The sequence below is a fragment of the Streptomyces sp. 840.1 genome, assembly GCF_003751445.1.
In the GTDB taxonomy this organism is placed as follows: Bacteria; Actinomycetota; Actinomycetes; order Streptomycetales; family Streptomycetaceae; genus Streptomyces.
In genome coordinates, this window is sequence record NZ_RJUU01000002.1 from 489,891 (window position 1) to 511,170 (window position 21,280).

Genomic DNA, 21,280 nt, shown 5'->3' on the forward strand with positions numbered 1-21,280 from the left:
CGAGCGGTAGGAGAGACATGAGCGGCAAGGGCGCACCCGAACTGTCCGTACGCAACTGCGGTGACCTGCGTGTGGCGGTCGTCGCCGCGCAGTGGCACGAGAAGGTCATGGACGGACTCGTCGACGGCGCGCTGCGCGCCCTGCACGAGCTGGGCATCGACGAGCCGACCCTGCTGAGGGTCCCCGGCAGCTTCGAGCTCCCGGTGGTCGCCAAGGTGCTGGCCGGCCGCGGCTACGATGCGATCGTCGCCCTCGGCGTGATCATCCGGGGCGGCACCCCGCACTTCGAATACGTGTCCCACGGCGTCACCAACGGCCTCACCCAGGTCGCTGTCGACACCGGTGTGCCCGTCGGCTTCGGCGTCCTCACCTGTGACACCGAGGAGCAGGCACTCGACCGCGCGGGCATCGAAGGGTCCAACGAGGACAAGGGGCACGAAGCGGTCACCGCCGCCGTCGCCACCGCGGCCACACTGCGCTCGGTCAGCGAACCCTGGCGCTGAGTGCGCGCCGGGCACCCCGTATTCTAAGGACATCATGGCGAACAAAACCTTCGAAGAGCTCTTCGCCGAGCTGCAGCTCAAGGCCGCCGACGGCGACCCCTCCACCTCACGTACCGCCGAACTGGTGGACAAGGGTGTGCATGCCATCGGCAAGAAGGTCGTGGAGGAGGCCGCCGAAGTCTGGATGGCCGCCGAGCACGAGAGCAAGGACGCGGCGGCCGAGGAGATCTCCCAGCTGCTCTACCACGTCCAGGTGATGATGGTCGCGCGCGGAATCTCGCTCGACGACGTCTACGCCCATCTCTGAGCACGACCTCCGCACCCGTCCGAACGCTCCGCACACCCCTTTCGCAAAGGAAACCCGACCTCATGCTGCGCATCGCCGTCCCCAACAAGGGTGCTATCTCCGGGCCTGCGATGGCGATGCTCCATGAGGCGGGCTACAAGCAGCGCAAGGAGTCCAAGGAGCTCGTCCTCGTCGACCCGGAGAACCAGGTGGAGTTCTTCTACCTGCGCCCGCGCGACATCGCGATCTACGTCAGCTCGGGCCGGCTCGACATCGGCATCACCGGCCGTGACCTGCTCCTGGACTCCGGCGCCGAGGCCGAGGAGATCCTCCAGCTCGGCTTCGCCCGCTCCACCTTCCGCTACGCCACCAAGCCCGGCACGGCCGCCGGCCCGCAGGACTTCGACGGGCTGACGATCGCCACCTCCTACGAGGGCATCGTCGCCAAGCACCTGGCCGAGACCGGGGTCAACGCCTCCGTCGTCCACCTGGACGGCGCCGTCGAGACCGCGATCGAGCTCGGCGTCGCACAGATCATCGCCGACGTCGTCGAGACCGGCACCAGCCTGCGCAACGCCGGCCTCGAAGTGATCGGTGAACCGATCATGAAGTCCGAAGCGGTCGTCATCCGCCGCACCGGCGCCCCGGACGACGAGCCCAAGGTCCAGCAGTTCCTGCGCCGCCTCCAGGGCGTCCTGGTCGCCCGCAGCTACGTGATGATGGACTACGACTGCCGCGTCGAGCACCTGGAGCGCGCGGTCGCCCTCACACCGGGCCTGGAGTCGCCGACCATCTCCCCGCTGCACCACGAGGGCTGGGTCGCCGTCCGCTCGATGGTCGCCTCCAAGGAGGCGCAGCGGATCATGGACGACCTGTACGACCTGGGCGCCCGCGCGATCCTCACCACCGCCATCCACGCCTGCCGGCTCTGACGGCGGGACACGGAAGAAGACCATGTCAGCCCCCGCACCCCGGACCGGAGCCCCCGCCCTCCCGGTCACCTTCCGGCCGACCCGCACCCGGGTGGTCCTGCTGAGCGTCGGAGTGATGATGTTCGCCGTCATCACCGTCGTCGCCTTCACACTGGAGCAGCTCAGCACGGGGGAGCGGGCCAGCTTCGTCTTCACCGCGCTGGTCTTCCTCGGCGTCCTGGCCCTGCTCAGCCGGCCCAAGATCGTCGCGGACGACAGCGGGGTGACCGTGGTCAATCTCACCCGTACCAGGCGCCTGTCCTGGGCCGAGATCGTGCGCGTCAACCTGCGTGTCGGTGACCCGTGGGTCTTCCTCGACCTCAGCGACGGAACCAGCATGCCCGCCCTCGGCATCCAGCCCGGAATCGCCAAGGAGCAGGCCATCCGCGACGCCCGCGCACTGCGCGCCCTGGCCGAGAACCACGGCGCCGGCACGGACAACGGCTGAGCCCCCTGCCCCGCAGGGCCTCTTGTTGATTACTCTGGTGGGCGGCGGCGCCCTGTGGCGCCCCGCCCCCACCAGAGGTCCCCGAGACCCGCGGGGCTTTCCTGCGACCCAAGGAGTGACTCCCTCCAGCAATGGACGGATCTTCCGGTAGTACCTGCGCCGCCCCTTCCGTGGAGGCGGCGGCATGACCACCCCCCTGCTGCTTCTCAGTGCGGCATTCCTTCTCATCCTCGCCAACGGATTCTTCGTGGCGGCCGAATTCGGGCTCGTCACCGTGGAACGGGCGGACGCCGAACGCGCCGCCGCCGAGGGCGACCGGCGGGCCCGTACCGTCGTCGACGCCCTGCGCGAACTCTCCTTCCAGCTCTCCGGCACCCAGCTCGGCATCACCATCACCTCACTGGTGGTCGGCATGCTCGCCGAGCCTGCGCTCGCCCAGCTGCTGGAGAGTCCGCTCACCCTGACCGGACTCCCCGACGGCGCCGTTCCCGGCATCAGCGTGGTGATCGGCATGCTCCTCGCGGCCGCCGTGCAGATGGTGATCGGCGAACTCGTACCGAAGAACTGGGCGGTCTCCAAGCCGCTCCAGGTCGCCCGGTTCGTCGCCGGTCCCCAGCACCGGTTCACCATGGTGTTCCGGCCGGTGATCGGCCTGCTGAACACCGTCGCCAACCGGCTGGTGCGGCTGCTCGGCGTGGAGCCGACCGATGAACTGGCCTCCGCCCGCACCCCGGGCGAGCTGGTCTCCCTGGCCAGGCACTCCGCCGAGGCCGGCACCCTCGAACAGGACACCGCGGACCTCTTCGTGCGGACCCTGTCGCTCGCCGGGCTCACCGCCCAGCACGTGATGACCCCGCGCGTGAAGGTCAGCGCCCTCCAGACGTCCGCCACCGCGGCCGACGTCCTCAACCTCACCCGCGCCACCGGCCTCTCCCGCTTCCCCGTCTACCGGGAGCGCATCGACGAGGTCGTCGGCATGATCCACCTCAAGGACGCGCTCGCGGTTCCCGCCAGGGACCGGCTGCGCACCACGGCCGGCCGGATCGCGGTGCCCCCGCTGCTGGTCCCGGAGACCCTGCCCGTCGAGCAGCTCCTCCAGCGGCTCCGCAAGGAGCAGCCGATCGCCGTGGTGGTCGACGAGTACGGCGGCACCGCCGGTGTCGTCACCCTCGAGGACATCATCGAGGAACTCGTCGGAGAGGTCAGGGACGAGCACGACGCCGAAGGCGCCGACCGCCCCGAACTGGCCCCCGCCGCCCCCGAGGACGGCCGGCCCGCCTGGGACGCCGAGGGCAGCTGCCGCGTCCTCACCCTGCGCCGGATAGGGCTCGACGTACCCGACGGACCGTACGAGACCGTGGCCGGTCTCGTCGCCGACCTGCTCGGCCGGATCCCCGCCCCGGGCGACCGGGCCGAACTGCCCGGCTGGCGGATCTCGGTCCGCCAGGTCGGCCACTACCGGGCCGAGAAGGTCCGCTTCGTGCGGCTTGCCGGGGCCGCCGACCAGGTCACCGCCGAACCGGCGGGCCGCGGCGTCCTGGAGGCGGCGCGATGAGCCTGGTCCAGTTGCTCTTCGCCGGACTCCTGGTCCTCGCGAACGGCTTCTTCGTCGGCGCCGAGTTCGCACTCGTCTCCGTACGCCGCAGCCAGATCGAACCCCTCGCGGCAACCGGGTCCGGCCGGGCCCGCCAGGTGATGTACGGCCTGGAGAACCTGCCGCAGATGATGGCGGCCGCCCAGTTCGGCATCACCGTCTGCTCGCTGACCCTGGGCGCCGTCGCGGAGCCGACCGTCGCCCAGCTGCTGGAGCCGGTCTTCCACGCGGTGCACCTGCCCGAGGGTCTGATCCATCCCCTCGGCTACGTGCTGGCACTGGTCTTCGTCGTCTTCCTTCATCTCGTCATCGGCGAGATGGTCCCGAAGAACCTGGCGATGGCCGACCCGGAGAAGACCGCCCTGTGGCTCAGCCCCGGCCTGGTCGGCTTCGCCCGGCTCTGCCGCCCGGTCACCTCCGCGCTCGGCGCCTGCGCCCGGCTGGTGCTCCGGCTCTTCGGCGTCGAGCCGAAGGACGAGGTGGAGGCCGTCTTCACCAGCGAGCAGCTCAACCGGCTGGTCGAGGACTCCGGACAGGCCGGACTCCTGGGGCCCGACGCCCAGGAACGCCTGGAGGACGCGCTGGAGCTGGGCAGCAGGCCCGTCACCGATGTGCTGCTGCGCCGGGCGAACCTGGTGACGGTCGACCCGTCCGTCACCCCGCACCGGATCGAGGCGCTCACGGTGCGGACCGGCTACTCGCGGTTCCCCGTCTGCGCGGAGGGCGGTGGCCCGTTCATGGGCTACCTGCACGTCAAGGACGTCCTCGACCTGGAGGACGGTGAGCGGGCGGTCCCGCAGCACGTGTGGCGCCCGATGGCCACCGTACGGGCCGAGCTACCGCTGGACGACGCCCTGACCGTGATGCGCCGCGCCGCGACGCACCTGGCCCAGGTCGCCGACGCCTCGGGCCGGGTGCTCGGGCTGGTCGCCATGGAGGACGTCCTGGAGATGCTCGTCGGTGAGGTACGGGACCCGGCCCACCGGGTCTCGGAGCCGCGCCGCACCGGGGAGCGGAAGTCCGGCTCGGACGAACTGACGGCGCTGGTCGGCTGACCCCGCACCGTCCCCGGCCGCCGGGCGGGTCACCACGGCCCGCCCGGCGTCCGGGTCTCACCCGGCCGGCCGCTCCGGGGGCCGGCGCCCCGACAGCACCTCGCCGTACGCCTGCATCAGGTCCGGCAGCCGCAGCGTCGCCAGGTCGTCCCGCGTCGGCACCGTCGCGTAACCGGAGAGCCGCAGATCGCGGTAGGCGCAGCTCTTCTCGTACAGCGTGCGCAGGAACCGCCCGTTGCCCAGCTCGTCGAGCCAGCCCTGGCCGACCACATGGCCGCTGATGGCCCGCAGCTCGTCCAGCGACTCCTCGTCCCACGCGTCCCCGTTCTCCGCGGCCAGCACCTCTCCGATCGAGGTGAGCTCCAGCGGGCGGTAGCTGGGGAAGTCCACCCGGGTGGTGAACCGCGAGGACAGCCCGGGATTAGTGGCGAGCAGCCGGTCCATGCCCTCCGGATAGCCCGCCAGGATGACGACGAGGTGGTCCCGGTTGTCCTCCGCCCGCTTGAGGAGGACCTGAAGGGCCTCGTCCCCGTACGCGTCGCCCTTGCTGTAGCCCGTGTTGGAGAGGCTGTACGCCTCGTCGACGAACAGCACCCCGCCCAGCGCCGAGTCGATCAGCTCATTGGCCTTGACCGCTGTCTGGCCCAGGAACTCGCCGACCAGGTCCGCCCGCTGGGCCTCGACCAGATGGTCCCCGCCGAGCAGACCCAGCGCGTAGAACACCCGGCCCAGAATGCGGGCCACCGTGGTCTTCCCGGTACCGGACGGCCCGGAGAAGACGAAATGGCGTTTCGGCGGCTGTACGGGCAGCCCCTGGCCGGCCCGCAGCCGCGCCATGTTCAGCTGTGCGGACAGGGCCTTGACCTGCCGTTTCACCGGTTCCAGCCCGACCATTCGCTCCAGTTCCGCCAAGGCCTCGGCCAGCAGCACCGGATCGCTGGGACCGGCCGGGAACAGCGTCGGCGCCGACTGGCCCGGGACCGCGGTCTTCTCCCGCGCCCCGCCCGGCGGCGGTGAGACCCCGACCCCCGGCAGGTCCTGCGGCTCGACGACGCCGGGGCGCAGCTCCCGGCCGTCCACCAGATCGGTGCCCAGCATCGAGTCGCCGTCCGGCTGGCCCTCCACGAAGGTGCCGTCGCCGCCCAGGCCCGTCAGGGACACCGCGGCCAGCCCGGACAGCTCGTCGGCGCCGTCCAGCCCGTCGTAGTCCGCGATCGCCGCCAGCCGGGCCGAGGTGTCCATGAACGCCGGATCGATCCGGTGCACCGCCCGGTACAGCGGCAGCGCGGCCGCGCTGCGACCGGTTCCCTCGTGCGCCCGTGCCAGCCAGTAGCGGAGCTCCTTGCGCTGCGGCTGCTCGCTGCGGCAGCGCATCAGCGCGGTGGAGAGCAGCGGCTCGGCCTGCCCGTACATCTCCAGCCGCACCCGCGCCATCCCGCCGAACAGCCCCGCCTCGATGCCCAGGAGCGGGTCCTCGATCAGCTGTTCCGTATGGCGTACGAGCTGCTCCCAGTCCTTGACCAGGTAGGAGCGGCAGGCGTGCAGGAAGCGCACCTGCGCGTCGGCGTCCACCGGGGGCAGCCCGGCCAGTGCCCGGTCCAGCTCAGGCACATGGCGCCCGTCCAGCCAGTGCGAGGCGTGCGCCAGCAGCAGGTCGCGCGGGCTCTCCAGCACCGGCTGTACCCACCAGCCCAGCCAGTACCAGGAGTTCAGCGTGCGGCGGTGACGGCCGCGCTGTTCCCCGAAGCGGTCGCGGTGGCTGTACATATGCAGCAGCGCCGTCGTGGTGTCGACCCGCAGCGCGTGGAGGCCCAGCCAGGCGTCCGCCATGCCGGGATCGAGTTGTACCGCAGCTCTGAATTCCTCTTCGGCCTGCGGGTAGGCGCCCATCGTGTAGGCGTCCACGCCGCGCAGCCAGGCGAGGTCGGCCGGGGCCTGTGCGCCCTGCGTGCCGATGTCCATCTGGTCCCCCACAAACCGTGCCCCCAGGATGTCCCGCCGCACGGCTGCCCGCCGAGGCGTGCCGAACCGCTGTGCCGTGGACGGGAATTGACCGCACCGAGAGGCATCGTACCTGCGCAGGGAGTGTCCGACTAAGGGCGCCGCAGGCCGAAGGAGAGCCGTGACCGAGGGTGAGCGCAATGGGGTGCGAGATGGCCGCCGCCGGGCGCCGGGCACAGGACGAAGCCCCCGATCACGGGGGAACAACCGGGGGCTTCGTGTCTGCGGGGGCTCCGAAAAGCCGCACATTGAGAACGTAAGACCTGTACCGCCCCGGGTCAAGCAGAGCCGGGGCACTTCCGGGCCGATTTCCGACTGCTCAGTATGGCGGTACCGAACGATCACTTTGGGTGACGGAATGACTCGCTCGCGCTGTCGCGCCGGATCCCTCCAACCACTCGTACCCCACAGGCAACTGACGTACCAGCACATCGGCCCAGGCGCGGGAGGGATCGGCCGAGAAGTGAGCTGATTCGGCGGTGGTCCAGTCGTCCCAGAACGCCGTCAGGGCCGGCCCGTCGCGCCGTCGGCCCCGCTCCCAGGACTCGGCGGCGGGCAGATCCATCCACAACAGGTGCGCGACAAGGGGGCGCAGCGCCCGTCGCCCGGCGCCGACCCCCTCCACCAGGACCACCGGGGCGGGGTCCAGGGTGCGCGGCGGGCCGAAGCGCCGGGCGGTCCAGTCGTAGGGCTCGTAGCGTGCGGGCTCCCCGTGCGACAGCGGTCCGGCGACCTGGCTCCGGAACCGGTCCGTCCAGTCGAACATCTCGTCGTGGCTGGCCAGATCGTCCAGGTGGAGGACGGGTGCGCCGCCGAGCTCGGCCGCGAGCCTGGCGGCGAAGGTGCTCTTGCCCGATCCCGCGTGGCCGTCGACGGCGATCAGCCGGACCGGCCCGCAGGAGGGTGGCAGGGTGCGCAGCCGCGCGGTGTGCGGCGAGAGGTCGCTCATCCGTCCACCCTACGAGCCGGCCCGAAGCCCTCGCAGGTCACGCCAGTGGTCGAGACCAATATTGGTCCTGCGGCGCGAGGCGAATCGCTGGCCGAACCGGGGGACGACCCGCAATAGTTGGCGCACTGTCGTGCACCTGAAGCCCCATTCCGCTTACGACCGGGGGTCTCGCCCATGCCCAGTCCGACCTCACGCCGAACCGTGCTCGCCGCCGCCATCGCGGCGGCGGCCGGAGCCGGAGCGGTGTCGTCCACCGCTTCCGCTGCCGCCGCAGCGCCCTCTTCCGCCCCGCACCACGCACCCTCGACGGCGGCAGCTTCCGTGGACAACCACTCCTGGACTACGTACACCGACTGGCGCTGCGGCTCCGGCGCCGGAACCCGCGCCGTCGCGGGCCGCCGCGCGGGCCTGGTGATCGGCCACCCGCTGGGACGTACCGACTACACCGATCCGCACACCGGTACGACGGCGGCCTGGGAGTACGCCACCTGGACCTCGCCCGTCCACCGCTCCGCCGTCCCGGCCACCGAGGTGATCGCCTCCTGGAACGCGCACACGCCGGCCGGCACCTGGATCCAGATCGAACTGCGGGGCACCTACTCGGACGGCACCGACACCCCCTGGTACGTCATGGGGCGATGGGCGGCGGGCGACGGCGACATCCGCCGCACCTCCGTCGACGACCAGAGCGACGGCAAGAGCTCGATCTGGACCGACACCTTCTCGGTGGACGACGCGGCGAGCGGCCTGCGGCTCGTCTCCTACCGGCTGCGGCTGACCCTGTACCGCACCCCCGGAACCCGGCTCACCCCCACCGTCTGGCGCCTGGGCGCGATGGCCTCGGACATCCCCGACCGCTTCACCGTGCCCGCCTCGGTCCCCGGCCTGGTCCGGGAACTGCCGGTGCCGCGCTACTCCCAGAACGTGCACGCGGGCCAGTACCCCGAGTACGACAACGGCGGCGAGGCGTGGTGCAGCCCCACGTCCTCGCAGATGATCATCGAGTACTGGGGCCGCCACCCCAGCGCCGAGGACCTCTCCTGGGTGAAGCCGGGGCTGGCCGACCCGCAGGTCTGCCACGCGGCGCGCTTCACCTACGACAACCAGTACGAGGGCTGCGGCAACTGGCCTTTCAACGCCGCCTACGCGGCCACGTACGAGGACATGAGCGCCGTGGTGACCCGGCTCGGCTCGCTGAAGGACCTGGAGACCCTGGTCCGGGCGGGAATCCCGGCCATAACGTCCCAGTCGTTCCTGAAGGAGGAGCTGACAGGTGCGGGGTACGGCACCTCGGGCCACCTGATGACCGTCATCGGCTTCACCGCGGACGGCGACGTGATCGCCAACGACCCCGCCTCCCCGGACGACGAGGCGGTGCGCCGCGTCTACAAGCGGCACGAGTGGGAGACGATCTGGCTCCGCACCAAGCGCTACAACGCGAGCGGCAGTGTGGTCTCGGGCACAGGCGGCGTCTGCTACCTCTACTTCCCCGCACACCCGACACCCGCCCAGCGCCGGGCTCTGGCGGCTGTCGGCGTCCGCTGACGCGGCCCGGCTCCCCGGGGCAGTGACGCAGCTCTCTACCCCGGGGGCCGCTCCGGCTGGCACTGTGGTCGGGTCCTCGGGGGACACTGCCGGCCGACCGAACGAGATGCCATGAACGCGACTGCCGCCGCAACAACCACCCCCGCCCGCCGCCGTACGCGGACCGGCGGGCCCGGGGACCGCTCCGGGCTGCTGGAGAACATCCTCGGCTGGACGCTCGTCGTGGTCATCGCCATGTTCGTCACGCAGATCGGTCTGATGTGAGCCCCGGGCGCACGTGACGGTGGGCGGGGAGCCCGCCCGGCTCCCCGCCCACCGTCATGACCGCCGCGCCGGGGTCAGCTGACCGCCTTGATCAGCTCGCCGTCTGTGGTGTCACCGCTGAGCTCCCAGAGGAAGGTGCCGCCCAGGCCCTGCTGGTTCTTGTAGTCCATCTTCGTGCCGATGGTGGCCGGGGTGTCGTAGCTCCACCAGTTGGTGCCGCAGTGCGCGTAGGCGGTACCCGCGACGGTGCCGGTGGTGGGGCAGCTGTTCTTGAGGACCTTGTAGTCCTCGATGCCCGCCTCGTACGTACCCGGGGCCGCGCCGGTCGCCGTGCCGCCCGGCTCGTCCTGGGTGACGCCGCTCCAGCCCCGGCCGTAGAAGCCGATGCCGAGCAGCAGCTTGGAGGCGGGGACGCCCGCCGCCTTCAGCTTGGAGATGGCCGCGTCGCTGTTGAACCCCTCCTTGGGGATGCCCGGGTAGGAGTTCAGCGGGGAGTGCGGTGCGGTCGGGCCCTTGGCGTCCCAGGCGCCGAAGAAGTCGTACGTCATCGGGTTGTACCAGTCGACGTACTTCGCCGCGCCGCCGTAGTCGACGGCGTCGAGCTTGCCGCCGTCGGAGCCGTCCGCGCTGATCGCCGAGGTGACCAGGTTGTCCGTGCCGAACTTGGAGCGCAGGGCGGACAGCAGGTTGCCGTACGCGTCACGGCCGCTGGTGTCGCAGGTCAGCCCGCACTCGTTGGGGTACTCCCAGTCGATGTCGATGCCGTCGAAGACGTCGGCCCAGCGCGGGTCCTCGACCAGGCTGTAGCAGGAGTCCGCGAACGCGGCCGGGTTCTTCGCGGCCTCGCCGAAGCCGCCGGACCAGGTCCAGCCGCCGAACGACCAGAGGATCTTGAGGTCGGGGTGCAGCTTCTTCAGCTTGCGCAGCTGGTTGAAGCTGCCGCGCAGCTCCTGGTCCCAGGTGTCGGCCACCCCGTCGACCGACTGGTCGGCCGTGTAGGCCTTCTCGTAGTCGGCGTAGGAGTCGCCGACCGTGCACTTGCCGCCCTGGACGTTGCCGAAGGCGTAGTTGATGTGCGTGAGTTTGTCGGCCGAGCCCGAGGTCTCGATGTTCTTGACGTGGTAATTGCGCTGGTAGACACCCCAGTCGGTGAAGTAGCCGACCACCTTGCTGCCGGCCGCTGTGGGGGCGGCGGGCGCTGCCGCGGGGGCGGCGGCCTGCAGGTCGGCGGGGGCCGCGCCGGCGGACCCGGTGCCCGCGACGCCCAGCAGGGCGGCGCCCAGGGCGGCGGTACAGGCGGCAGCGGCGAGCGCCCGGAGACGCGCTCCCGGGCGATGCAGTCCGATCATCGTTGCTCCTCGTGGGGGAGGGGGCTTACCGGTGGGCGACCGGCTTTCGGCGCTTGCGCAGAATTGGCATGAACGCGGAAAGCCGGTTCGCGGTGAACCGTAGAAGGACTAGACCAGTTGGGTCAATGGTTCGGACCAATTCCGCTGATCGTCCGCCAGGAGGACCCGTGATCGCGCGCCGTGGCCGAAGTGCCCCATCGCCCAGTGACGGATACCGTCCTATCGGGCATACTCAAGCCGCCACGGCCGCTGACCGGCGCCTCTCGTAATCCGGGAGGGCAACATCGGCTGGACCGCAGTCTTTTCGGGCTCCGCCCGGAGATCACCCGGCGGCGCCGCACCCACCCCGCGCGCGCGACCGCCGCAACGCCCGACAGGGAGGAGAGCGCCGTCATGCCCGACCGTGCCCCGCAGTCAGTGGAACGCCGACTGCCCACCGAGGAGTCCAGGCAGCTGATCGGGCTCGTCCGCGACATCGTCCAGCGTGAGATCGCGCCGCGGGCCGCCGAGGAGGAGGACGCCGGCCGGTTCCCGCGCGACGTCTTCACGCTGCTCTCCGGCTCCGGCCTGCTCGGACTGCCCTACGACTCCGCCCACGGCGGCGGCGACCAGCCGTACGAGGTGTACCTCCAGGTACTCGAAGAGCTCAGCTCCGCCCGCCTCACCGTCGGGCTCGGCGTGAGCGTCCACTCCCTGGCCTGCCACGCGGTCGCCGGGTACGGCACCAAGGAGCAGCAGGCCGAACACCTTCCGGCCATGCTCGCCGGCGGCCTGCTGGGCGCCTACTGCCTCTCCGAGCCCGCCTCGGGCTCGGACGCCGCCTCGCTGCGGACGAAGGCCGTACGGGACGGGGACGACTGGGTCATCACCGGCACCAAGGCATGGATCACCCATGGCGGCGTCGCGGACTTCTACACCGTGCTCGCCCGCACCGGCGCCGACGGCGCGCGCGGGATCACCGCCTTCCTCGTCCCCGGCGACGCCGACGGGCTGAGCGCGGCCGTCCCCGAGAAGAAGATGGGGATGAAGGGCTCGCCCACCGCCCAGCTCCACTTCGACGGGGTACGGGTCCCGGACGCGCGCCGGATCGGCGAGGAGGGGCAGGGCTTCGCGATCGCGCTGTCCGCACTCGACTCCGGCCGCCTCGGCATCGCCGCGTGTGCCATCGGTGTGGCCCAGGCGGCGCTGGACGAGGCCGTCGCCTACGCCACCGGGCGCCGGCAGTTCGGCCGTCCCATCGCGGACTTCCAGGGGCTGCGGTTCATGCTCGCGGACATGGCCACCCAGATCGAGGCGGGCCGGGCGCTCTACCTGGAGGCGGCCAGGCTGCGTGACGCGGGCAGCCCGTTCTCGCGGCAGGCGGCCATGGCCAAGCTGTTCTGTACGGACGCCGCGATGCGGGTCACCACGGACGCCGTCCAGGTGCTCGGCGGATACGGCTACACGCTGGACTTCCCCGTCGAGCGGCTCATGCGCGAGGCGAAGGTGCTGCAGATCGTCGAGGGCACCAATCAGATCCAGCGCATGGTCATCGCGCGCCACCTCGCGGGTCCTGAGACGCACTGACCCGCAGCGGCCGGTCCGACCACACGGGCGTCGTCATGATCCGGTTCCACTCCTGGTCATGACGGCCCGGCATGGTCCGCCCGGTCCCCTCCCAGTGCCGGAGCATCGCCCGGTAGATGGGGGGATCGGTCGAATGGGGCACCGGGCGCGGCGGCTCGGACTGCGGGAGCGGTGAGGCCTCGGGCTGCGGAACCGATTCTTCGGAGGCCGGAACGGCGAGACGTCGTCGACCGGGGCCGGCCGTGGAATGCAGCAGGGTCATGCCAGGCCAACGCCGTGAGGCGGGGCCGGGTCACTGTCCGGCTGATTCGGGCGCCCGTTCGCCAGGTTCTCCGCGGCGGCACTGGCGCCGTTGGCCGGGCGCACCACGCCGGCCGGGCCGTCGTGGTGCGGAGCGGTGCTGCCGTGCCGGGCGGTACGCGCTCCCGCACGGGCGGGAGCGCGGGGTCAGGCGGCCTCGCGCCGGAGCTGCTGCGGCATCCGGAAGGGGCGGGAGCCGCTGCCCCCGGCGTGCGAGAAGGGCTGCATCCTCCAGTCGAGCCCCTGAGGGAGCGTCAGCAGCAGGGCCGTCTCCTGCTCCTGGACGTCGGTCGACTCGTCCGCGGGCAGCGCCTTCGACGCCGGGCGGCCGGTACCGGCGCACACCGTGAGGACGAACGGATTCCACGGGGTCGGGCACAGCGCGTGCTCCGGCAGCGCGGTCTCGTCCGCCAGGAGGGCGATCGGCTGTGCGCAGTCCGGGCAGGTGACCCGGTACATCTCAAGCGTGTCGTACGCGTCGGGATCGGTGTCCTCGAAAGGATCAACGGGCTCCGGTTCGGTACGTTCGGTGACCTTGACGTTCTGCATGGAAATTCCCCCCTCGGGTGGGCCGGCACGGCGTCGCGGCCTCGGCCAAAGCAAGCACTTCCCGTCGCGGATCGGCCGTAACCGCGAGGTGCTCGGCTACCGGCCCGTAAACCTGTGGCATTCATCACATGACCACCTCGGGGCGCCCTTCGGTGGCTCCTGCGGCTGTGCCTGGAGGGGCCCGGGGCCATAGATTGATCCATATGGAGGAGCTGGACCGTCAAATCGTGGAGTTGCTCGTCAGGGACGGGCGGATGAGCTACACCGACCTGGGCAAGGCCACCGGCCTGTCGACCTCGGCGGTTCATCAGCGAGTCCGCAGGCTGGAGCAGCGCGGGGTGATCCGGGGCTATGCCGCGGTCGTCGACCCCGAGGCCGTCGGCCTGCCGCTGACCGCGTTCATCTCGGTGAAGCCCTTCGACCCGAGCGCCCCGGACGACATCGCGGAGCGGCTCGCCGGGGTCCCGGAGCTGGAGGCCTGCCACAGCGTCGCGGGTGACGAGAACTACATCCTGAAGGTGCGCGTCGCGACCCCGCTCGAGCTGGAGCACCTGCTGACGCGCATCCGCTCGCTCGCCGGTGTCTCCACGCGCACCACCGTCGTCCTCTCCACACCGTACGAGGCCCGGCCGCCGCAGATCTGAGGGGCCGGGCACGGGGCGGCACCCGGCAGGCGGGAGACTGGTCCCCATGACCGAGAGCACCGCCCCCCAGAGCGAACACCGCACCGTGCTGCTGCGCGGTGGAGACGTCCACAGCCCCGCCGACCCCTTCGCCACCGCCATGGTGGTCGAACGGGGCCATGTCGCCTGGGTGGGCTCCGAGGGGGCCGCCGACGCCTTCGCCGGCGGCGTCGACGAGGTGATCGACCTCGACGGGGCGCTCGTCACGCCCGCGTTCACCGACGCCCACGTCCACACCACGTCGACCGGCCTGGCCCTCACCGGCCTCGACCTCTCCGGTGCCCGCTCCCTCGGCGAGGCCCTCGCCCTGGTACGGACGTACGTGGTGGCGCACCCCGCCGACCGGGTTGTCCTCGGACACGGCTGGGACGCCACGCGCTGGCCCGAGGGGCGTCCGCCCTCGCGCTCCGAGCTGGACGCCGCGGCCGGCGGCCGGCCGGTCTACCTGCCCCGGATCGACGTGCACTCGGCGGTCGCGAGCACCGCGCTGCTGGACCTGGTCCCCTCGGTCACCTCGATGGCCGGCTACCACCCCGAGGCGCCGCTGACCGCCGCCGCCCACCACGCGGTGCGCTCCGCCGCCCACGGCGCCGTCTCACCGCTCCAGCGCGCCGGCGCCCAGCGCGCCGCGCTGGACCGTGCCGCGTCCCTGGGCATCGGCACGGTCCACGAGTGCGGCGGCCCCGAGATCTCCGACGAGGAGGACTTCACCGCGCTGCTGAAGCTCGCCGCCGCACGGCCCGGACCGCGGGTCTTCGGCTACTGGGCCGAGCAGGTCGCCGACGAGAAGGACGCCCGGCGCATCCGCGAGCTCGGCGCGGTGGGCGCGGCCGGGGACCTCTTCGTCGACGGCTCGCTCGGCTCGCACACCGCCTGCCTGCACGAGCCGTACGCGGACGCCCCGCTGGCCGGCGCCGCCCATCTGGACGCCGGGCAGATCGCGGCCCATGTCGCGGCCTGCACCGAGGCCGGGCTGCAGGCGGGCTTCCACGCCATCGGCGACGCCGCGCTCGGTGCGGTCGTCGAAGGAGTCGCGGCGGCCGCCGAGAAGGTCGGCCTGGGCAGGGTGCGGGCCGCCAGGCACCGGATCGAGCACGCCGAGATGCTCACCCCCGAAACCGTCGCCGCTTTCGCGGAACTGGGGCTCACCGCCTCCGTCCAGCCCGCCTTCGATGCCGCCTGGGGCGGTGAGGAGGGCATGTACGCCCAACGGCTGGGTGCCGGGCGGGCCAGGACCCTCAACCCCTACGCGGCCCTCCTGCGGGCCGGTGTGCCCCTCGCGTTCGGCTCCGACAGCCCGGTGACCCCGCTCGACCCGTGGGGGACCGTGCGGGCCGCCGCGTTCCACCGGACGCCCGAGCACCGGATCTCCGTACGGGCCGGCTTCACCGCCCACACCAGGGGCGGCTGGCGGGCCGTCGGCCGCGACGACGCGGGCACCCTGGTGCCGGGCGCCCCCGCCGACTACGCGGTCTGGCGCACCGATGACCTGGTGGTCCAGGCCCCGGACGACCGGGTCGCCCGCTGGTCGACCGATCCCAGGTCGGGGACGCCGGGACTGCCCGACCTCAGCCCGGGGGCCGAACTTCCCGTCTGCCTGCGCACCGTGGTGTTCGGACAAACTGTCTACGTACGGCCGAACGAGTGATGTGCGGACATTTCGTACCGCCGATCGAAGGTGCCCCGGTTCTCCCGCGACCTGGGGATCTCCGGTACTGACCAGGCAAGTTCGGTAAAGGGTGCAGGTCAGGCAACTATTGACAGAATGCGCCCACTGGCCGGTAGGTTCGGCCGAGTCCACCACAGGACGTCCGACCGGTTAAACCTCCACGCAGTCGTCGAACGCCGCTGGGTCATGAGGTGGTGTGCCGCACCGGCGCACCACCGCTGACAGCCAGGTTCAGCGCCCGCGCCTCGGGGGCGAGGGAAGGTTTCAGCCGGACGGAGGGTGCGACCCGGGTGGGGCCCGGACGTTCAGTAGACAACGGCTCTAGGTCGACCCGCAGCCGGCGGGTCCCAGGTCGGCCCGAAGGACGCCGGGCCCCGATCCGCAGTTCTGTCCGTACTTCCGCGCTTCTGTCCGCCGCCACCGCCGAACCGCCCCGACCGGGTCGCCCGGCGGCCCCGCCGCGCTGGATATGGTGTGTGTCTGCGTACGGACTTAAGGGGCAGTTAGTGAACGACGGCGGTCAGAGGCGATACGGCCCGCTCGGCAGAACCTTGGTGATCATTCCGACCTACAACGAGGCCGAGAACATCAAGCCGATCGTCAGCCGGGTGCGCGCCGCCGTACCGGAGGCCGACATCCTGGTCGCCGACGACAACAGCCCCGACGGCACCGGCAAGCTGGCCGACGAACTGGCCTGCGCGGACGACCAGGTCCACGTGCTGCACCGCAAGGGCAAGGAAGGGCTCGGCGCGGCCTACCTCGCCGGCTTCCGCTGGGGCATGGACCACGACTACGGCGTACTCGTCGAGATGGACGCGGACGGCTCCCACCAGCCCGAGGAACTGCCCCGGCTGCTCACCGCCCTCAAGAGCGCGGACCTGGTGCTGGGCTCCCGCTGGGTCCCGGGCGGGCGGGTGGTCAACTGGCCCAAGTCCCGCGAGATGATCTCCCGCGGCGGCAGCACCTACTCGCGGCTGATGCTCGGGCTGCGGACCAGGGACGTCACCGGCGGGTACCGGGCCTTCCGCACGGAGACCCTGAAGGGCATCGGCCTCGACGAGGTCGCCTCGCAGGGCTACTGCTTCCAGGTGGACCTGGCACGCCGCTCGATCGAGGCCGGCTACCACGTCGTCGAGGTCCCGATCACCTTCGTGGACCGGGAGGTCGGCGACTCCAAGATGAGCCGGGACATCCTCGTCGAGGCACTCTGGCGGGTGACCGCCTGGGGTGTCACCACCCGCACGAACCGGGTGCTCGGACGCCGGACGCCCTGACGCCCCGGACCGGATGATCTTCGCCCCCTTACCGCGCCGGGACGCGCGGCCAGGCACACTGGGGGCATGACGACCGGCACACCGCCCCCGACCGCCCGCAAGCGCTCGCGCGCCCGGACCTTCGTACCTCTCGCCATCGCCGCCTGGGCGGTGCTGGAGATCTGGCTGCTCATCGTGGTGGCGGACGTGGCGGGCGGGTTCACCGTCCTGCTGCTCCTGGCCGCGGGCGTCGTGCTCGGCGCCGTGGTGATGAAGTCGGCGGGACGCCGTGCCTTCCGCAATCTCACCGAGACGCTCCAGCAGATGCCGGGGCAGCCGGGCGCCGGCGAGGGCTCGTCGCCCGCTCCCGCGGGCAGCAGGGGCAACGGCTACCTCATGCTCGGCGGACTGCTGATCATGATTCCGGGGATGATCTCGGACGTCGCCGGACTGCTGCTCCTGGTGCCGCCGCTCCGGTCGGCGCTCAGCAAGTACACGGAGCGCTCGCTGGAGCGCCGGATGCGCAGGGCGGCCCCCGGCGGCCTCTCGGACGCCTTCCAGCAGGCCCGTATGCACAGGCCCGACGGCAAGGTCGTCCAGGGCGAGGTGATCCGGGACGACCCCGCCCGTCCCGACGACGACCACCGCCCGCCCCTGACGCCGTAACGGACCCGCTCGGCCGGCCCACGTACCCCGGTCGGCCGACACCCGAACGCCGGCAACACGACAGAGCCGCGGGCCGCGACACACAAGGTGTCGCGGCCCGCGGCTCTGTCTCAGTGCTGTGCTACGCGGTCAGGCAGACTTCCTGCTGTCCCGCGGATGCACGGCGATATTCATGGCTCCGGAGCGCAGAACCGCCAGCCTCTCGGCCAGCACCTCCTCCAGCTCCTCGCGTGTGCGCCGCTCCATGAGCATGTCCCAGTGCGTGCGCGCAGGCTTGCCCTTCTTCTCCTCGGGGCCATCCCCGTCCACCAGGAGTGCCTGGGCGCCACACGCCTTGCACTCCCACTCCGGCGGAATTTCTGCCTCTACCGAGAACGGCATCTCAAATCGATGTCCGTTCTGGCATGCGTACTCCACCGCCTGGCGCGGGGCCAGATCGATGCCGCGGTCCGTCTCGTAGCTGGTAACCACAAGTCGCGTGCCGCGGAGAGCTCGCTCACTCATGAATCGTGCCTCCCGGGCTTGTCGCCCACAGGACAGGTGTCGCTGTCGTCGTCATCCGGCTCAACGCCCGGTCGGCGGCAAAGATTCCCGTTGCCGGTCATGCGTCGCCCGTCGTGGCGCTGAGTTTTCAGGTTTGCCAGGGTTCAAGTACCCGCCAATGCCCGGTTTGTCACATCTGGCAGAAGTTGTCACCCAACGGTTTGGATTCTTCCACTGGCAGTAACGGTCCTCCGGGCAGGCCAAAGGCGTACACTACCGGCCTTTTACTTCAACGCCTAAATCCGTTCGGGGACGGGGTTCCCCGCCGCCGCCACGGCCTGCCGGACCGGCACCCTCGCGAGTAGTACGGAACCGGCCACGAAGAAGATCACCAACGAGATGATCGCGTCCCGGTAACTGCCGGTCAGCTGGTACGCGAGCCCGAACACGAGCGGCCCCAGCCAGCTCAGCCCTCGGTCGCTCATCTCGTACGCCGAGAAGTACTCGGCCTCCTTGCCGCGCGGCACGAGATGCGAGTAGAGCGAGCGCGACAGGGCCTGGCTGCCGCCGAGGACCAGGCCGATCGCCGCGGCCAGCGCGTAGAAGAACGCCGGCGCGTCGGCCGGCAGGAGGTATCCGGCGACCAGGATCAGCGTCCAGACGACCAGGGACGCGAGGATCGTGCGCTTGGCCCCGTAGACCCGGGCCAGCCTGCCCATGCCCAGCGCTCCGGCCACCGCCAGGATCTGGACCAGCAGGACCGCGGTGATGAGCGTGGTCTGGTCGAGGCCCAGCTCCTCGGAGCCGTACACCGAGGCCTGGGAGATCACCGTCTGCACGCCGTCGTTGTAGACGAGGTAGGCGAGCAGGAAGGACAGGGTGAGCGGATGGCGGCGCATGTCGCGCAGGGTCGCCATCAGCTGCCGCCATCCGGACCCGACCGCCCCGTCGCCGCTGGGTGCCACCCGCCGGTCGCGCAGCCGGCGCAGCGGTACGACGGTGAAGGCGCCCCACCAGACACCGGCCGATGCCAGACAGATCCGGACGGCATCCGACTCGGAGAGGCCGAAGGAGTCGTGGCCGGTGTAGAGGATCAGGTTGAGGACCAGTACCAGCGCCCCCGAGGTGTAGCCGAAGGCCCAGCCGCGCGAGGAGACCGCGTCGCGTTCGTCGGGCTCCGAGATCTGCGGCAGATAGGCGTTGTAGAGGACCATCGACACGGATATCGCGGCATTCGCCACGATGAGCAGGAAGGCGCCGAGCAGATAGCGGGTGCCGTCCAGGAAGAACATCGCGGCGGTGGCGGTGGCGCCCACGTACGCGGCGGCCGCCAGCAGCGGCTTCTTGCGGCCCGAGCGGTCGGCGGCGGCGCCCACGATCGGCATCAGGATCACCGCGACGACGAGCGAGGCGGAGATCGTGTACGCGAACAGCGAGCCGGCGCGGATCGGGATGCCGAGCGGACGGACGTAGCCGTCGGCGTCGGCGGCGGCCTTGGCGACCGAGGTCAGGTACGGCCCCAGGAAGACGGTGACGACGCTCGTCGAGTACACGGAACAGGCGAAGTCGTAGAAGTACCAGCCGCGCTGCTCCCGCCGGCGTTCGGCGGGGTCGGCCGCCCCGGGCGTGCTCTGGGCCGGTTCGGCGCTGTCCGCGGTCTCGGCGCTCATTGCGCCCCCCTGTCTCTCCCCGTGCGGACGCCACCGGGCCCGGAGTCTCAGGCCCAGGCCCCCCGCTCGCTCAGCACCGTACGCAGCGTCTCGATGTGATCGGTCATGATGCCATCCACGCCGAGGTCCAGGAGCGCGGCCATCCGCTCCGGTTCGTTGACCGTCCAGACGTGCACCTGGAGCCCCCGCGCGTGCGCCTCCCGCACGAAGCGCCGGTCCACGACCCGGACACCGCCCTGGCTCTCCGGCACCTGCGCGCACACCGCACCCGCGCGCAGCGCCGCCGGCAGGCCGTAGGAGCGCAGCCGCAGGCCCAGCACACCGCGCACTCCGTAGGAGGTGGCCAGCCGGGGCCCCGCCAGCCGGTGCGCCCTGGCGACCCTGGCCTCGGAGAACGAGCCGAGGCACACCCGGTCCCAGGCGTCCGCCCGGCGGATCAGGTCCACCAGCGGTCCGAGGGCGGGCGCGGCCTTGATGTCCACGTTCCAGCGCGCCTGCGGGAACGCCTCCAGCAGCTCCTCGAACAGCGGCAGCGGCTCCCGGCCCGCCACCCGGGCCCGCCGTATCTCGCTCCACGGCAGTTCCGATATCCGGCCCCGGGCATCCGTCACCCGGTCCAGCGTGGTGTCGTGGAAGGCCACCAGACGGCCGTCCGCCGAGGCGTGCACATCGGTCTCGAAGTAGCGGTACCCGGCGTCGGCGGCCCGGCGGAACGCCGCCGCGGTGTTCTCGATCCCGTCCGCCGAGCCGCCCCGGTGGGCGAACGCGAGCGGGCCGGGGTGGTCCAGATAGGGATGGCGTACGGAAGTCACTGCGGCAGTATCGCCTGCCCGGACGACGGGGCGGTGGCCGTGGGGCCGCCGTTGTCCGGGATCGCGAAGAAGCGCAGGAAGAACTGGGCGAGCGGGCCGATCGCCAGCGCGTAGAGCACCGTGCCGATACCGAGGGAACCGCCGAGCAGGAAGCCGGTCACCACGACCGCCACCTCGATCGCCGTGCGGACGAGCCGGATGGAGCGGCCGGTGCGCCGGTGCAGCCCGGTCATGAGTCCGTCGCGCGGCCCCGGACCGAACCGGGCCGCGATGTACAGCCCCGTCGCGACCCCGTTCAGGACGATGCCCGCCACCATCACCCCGGCCCGCGCGGCGAGCCCGTGCACATCGGGGACGAGGGCCAGCGTGCCGTCCATCGCGATCCCGACCGCGAAGACATTGGAGACGGTGCCGAGACCCGGCCGCTGGCGGAGCGGAATCCACAGCAGCAGCACGATCGCGCCGATGATGATCGAGACGACGCCGATGGTGATCCCGGTCCGCTCGGCGAGCCCCTGGTGCAGCACCCCCCACGGCTCCAGCCCGAGCCCGGCGACCACCAGCAGCGCCGAACTCGCCCCGTACAGCGTGAGACCCGCGTACAGCTGGATCAGCCGGCGGGTGAGGTGCGTGCGCTGCCGGGCGGCGGTGGTGGACAAGTGGT

At 71.5% G+C, this 21,280-nt stretch carries 21 protein-coding genes; 13 read left to right on the forward strand and 8 right to left on the reverse strand.

Annotated elements, in window-relative coordinates; all coding sequences use genetic code 11:
- The first annotated feature begins 17 nt into the window (after positions 1-17).
- The 6 genes from ribH (at position 18) to EDD93_RS28560 (ending at position 4,857) form a co-directional block, all read left to right on the forward strand.
- A complete protein-coding gene (gene ribH, locus EDD93_RS28535) occupies positions 18-503 on the forward strand; it encodes a 6,7-dimethyl-8-ribityllumazine synthase (protein ID WP_018524272.1) in 486 nt (161 codons plus the stop codon).
- 34 nt (positions 504-537) lie between these two features.
- Positions 538-810, forward strand: coding sequence for a phosphoribosyl-ATP diphosphatase (locus EDD93_RS28540; RefSeq protein WP_073739434.1), 273 nt, complete (start codon positions 538-540; stop codon positions 808-810).
- 62 nt (positions 811-872) lie between these two features.
- Positions 873-1,721: an ATP phosphoribosyltransferase gene (hisG, locus tag EDD93_RS28545; RefSeq protein WP_123528369.1), complete on the forward strand. Its 849-nt coding sequence runs from the start codon at positions 873-875 to the stop codon at positions 1,719-1,721.
- A gap of 22 nt (positions 1,722-1,743) precedes the next feature.
- Positions 1,744-2,208, forward strand: a complete 465-nt coding sequence (locus EDD93_RS28550; protein ID WP_123528370.1) for a PH domain-containing protein — start codon at positions 1,744-1,746, stop codon at positions 2,206-2,208.
- Between the two features lie 184 nt (positions 2,209-2,392).
- On the forward strand, positions 2,393-3,763 hold the full coding sequence (locus EDD93_RS28555) for a hemolysin family protein (protein ID WP_123528371.1): 1,371 nt from the start codon (positions 2,393-2,395) through the stop codon (positions 3,761-3,763).
- A complete protein-coding gene (locus EDD93_RS28560) occupies positions 3,760-4,857 on the forward strand; it encodes a hemolysin family protein (RefSeq protein ID WP_123528372.1) in 1,098 nt (365 codons plus the stop codon). The genes EDD93_RS28555 and EDD93_RS28560 overlap by 4 nt, the downstream gene beginning before the upstream one ends.
- A gap of 57 nt (positions 4,858-4,914) precedes the next feature.
- On the opposite strand, the gene EDD93_RS28565 is transcribed toward EDD93_RS28560, so the two are convergent.
- Together EDD93_RS28565 and EDD93_RS28570 are read right to left on the reverse strand one after the other, a co-directional pair.
- Positions 4,915-6,819: an AAA family ATPase gene (locus tag EDD93_RS28565; protein ID WP_185092553.1), complete on the reverse strand. Its 1,905-nt coding sequence runs from the start codon at positions 6,817-6,819 to the stop codon at positions 4,915-4,917.
- Between the two features lie 358 nt (positions 6,820-7,177).
- Entirely contained in the window at positions 7,178-7,807 is a 630-nt protein-coding gene (locus EDD93_RS28570) for a uridine kinase (RefSeq protein WP_123528374.1), read from the reverse strand.
- A 174-nt stretch (positions 7,808-7,981) separates the two neighbouring features.
- Here EDD93_RS28570 and EDD93_RS28575 point away from each other — a divergent pair, with 174 nt between their 5' ends.
- Complete coding sequence (locus EDD93_RS28575) at positions 7,982-9,352, forward strand: peptidase C39 family protein (RefSeq protein ID WP_123528375.1); 1,371 nt, start codon at positions 7,982-7,984, stop codon at positions 9,350-9,352.
- Between the two features lie 111 nt (positions 9,353-9,463).
- Positions 9,464-9,616, forward strand: a complete 153-nt coding sequence (locus EDD93_RS28580) for an SCO1431 family membrane protein (RefSeq protein WP_123528376.1) — start codon at positions 9,464-9,466, stop codon at positions 9,614-9,616.
- Between the two features lie 74 nt (positions 9,617-9,690).
- Here EDD93_RS28580 and EDD93_RS28585 read toward each other — a convergent pair whose 3' ends face one another.
- Complete coding sequence (locus EDD93_RS28585) at positions 9,691-10,965, reverse strand: glycoside hydrolase family 18 protein (protein ID WP_123528377.1); 1,275 nt, start codon at positions 10,963-10,965, stop codon at positions 9,691-9,693.
- Between the two features lie 393 nt (positions 10,966-11,358).
- Between EDD93_RS28585 and EDD93_RS28590 the strand changes: the two genes are divergently transcribed.
- Complete coding sequence (locus EDD93_RS28590; RefSeq protein ID WP_123528378.1) at positions 11,359-12,531, forward strand: acyl-CoA dehydrogenase family protein; 1,173 nt, start codon at positions 11,359-11,361, stop codon at positions 12,529-12,531.
- 447 nt (positions 12,532-12,978) lie between these two features.
- On the opposite strand, the gene EDD93_RS28600 is transcribed toward EDD93_RS28590, so the two are convergent.
- Positions 12,979-13,380, reverse strand: coding sequence for a hypothetical protein (locus EDD93_RS28600; RefSeq protein WP_123528380.1), 402 nt, complete (start codon positions 13,378-13,380; stop codon positions 12,979-12,981).
- 203 nt (positions 13,381-13,583) lie between these two features.
- Here EDD93_RS28600 and EDD93_RS28605 point away from each other — a divergent pair, with 203 nt between their 5' ends.
- From EDD93_RS28605 to fxsA, 4 genes are all read left to right on the forward strand, one after another.
- Positions 13,584-14,024, forward strand: coding sequence for an Lrp/AsnC family transcriptional regulator (locus EDD93_RS28605; protein WP_123528381.1), 441 nt, complete (start codon positions 13,584-13,586; stop codon positions 14,022-14,024).
- 46 nt (positions 14,025-14,070) lie between these two features.
- Positions 14,071-15,711 carry an amidohydrolase gene (locus EDD93_RS28610; protein WP_123528382.1) on the forward strand — a complete coding sequence of 547 codons (1,641 nt, stop codon included), beginning with the start codon at positions 14,071-14,073 and terminating at the stop codon, positions 15,709-15,711.
- Between the two features lie 527 nt (positions 15,712-16,238).
- On the forward strand, positions 16,239-17,006 hold the full coding sequence (locus EDD93_RS28615; RefSeq protein ID WP_123528383.1) for a polyprenol monophosphomannose synthase: 768 nt from the start codon (positions 16,239-16,241) through the stop codon (positions 17,004-17,006).
- A gap of 66 nt (positions 17,007-17,072) precedes the next feature.
- The gene (gene fxsA / locus EDD93_RS28620) at positions 17,073-17,651 is read left to right on the forward strand and encodes an FxsA family membrane protein (protein WP_123528384.1); all 579 of its coding nucleotides are present in this window, start codon (positions 17,073-17,075) and stop codon (positions 17,649-17,651) included.
- 129 nt (positions 17,652-17,780) lie between these two features.
- Here the strand turns inward: fxsA and EDD93_RS28625 are convergent, their stop codons facing one another.
- From EDD93_RS28625 to EDD93_RS28640, 4 genes are all read right to left on the reverse strand, one after another.
- On the reverse strand, positions 17,781-18,155 hold the full coding sequence (locus EDD93_RS28625; RefSeq protein ID WP_003959706.1) for an RNA polymerase-binding protein RbpA: 375 nt from the start codon (positions 18,153-18,155) through the stop codon (positions 17,781-17,783).
- 275 nt (positions 18,156-18,430) lie between these two features.
- On the reverse strand, positions 18,431-19,804 hold the full coding sequence (locus EDD93_RS28630) for an MFS transporter (RefSeq protein WP_123528385.1): 1,374 nt from the start codon (positions 19,802-19,804) through the stop codon (positions 18,431-18,433).
- A gap of 47 nt (positions 19,805-19,851) precedes the next feature.
- Complete coding sequence (locus EDD93_RS28635) at positions 19,852-20,616, reverse strand: glycerophosphodiester phosphodiesterase (RefSeq protein WP_123528386.1); 765 nt, start codon at positions 20,614-20,616, stop codon at positions 19,852-19,854.
- Positions 20,613-21,275, reverse strand: a complete 663-nt coding sequence (locus EDD93_RS28640; protein WP_123528387.1) for a YitT family protein — start codon at positions 21,273-21,275, stop codon at positions 20,613-20,615. Before EDD93_RS28640 ends, EDD93_RS28635 begins: the two co-directional genes overlap by 4 nt.
- Positions 21,276-21,280: the final 5 nt, after the last annotated feature.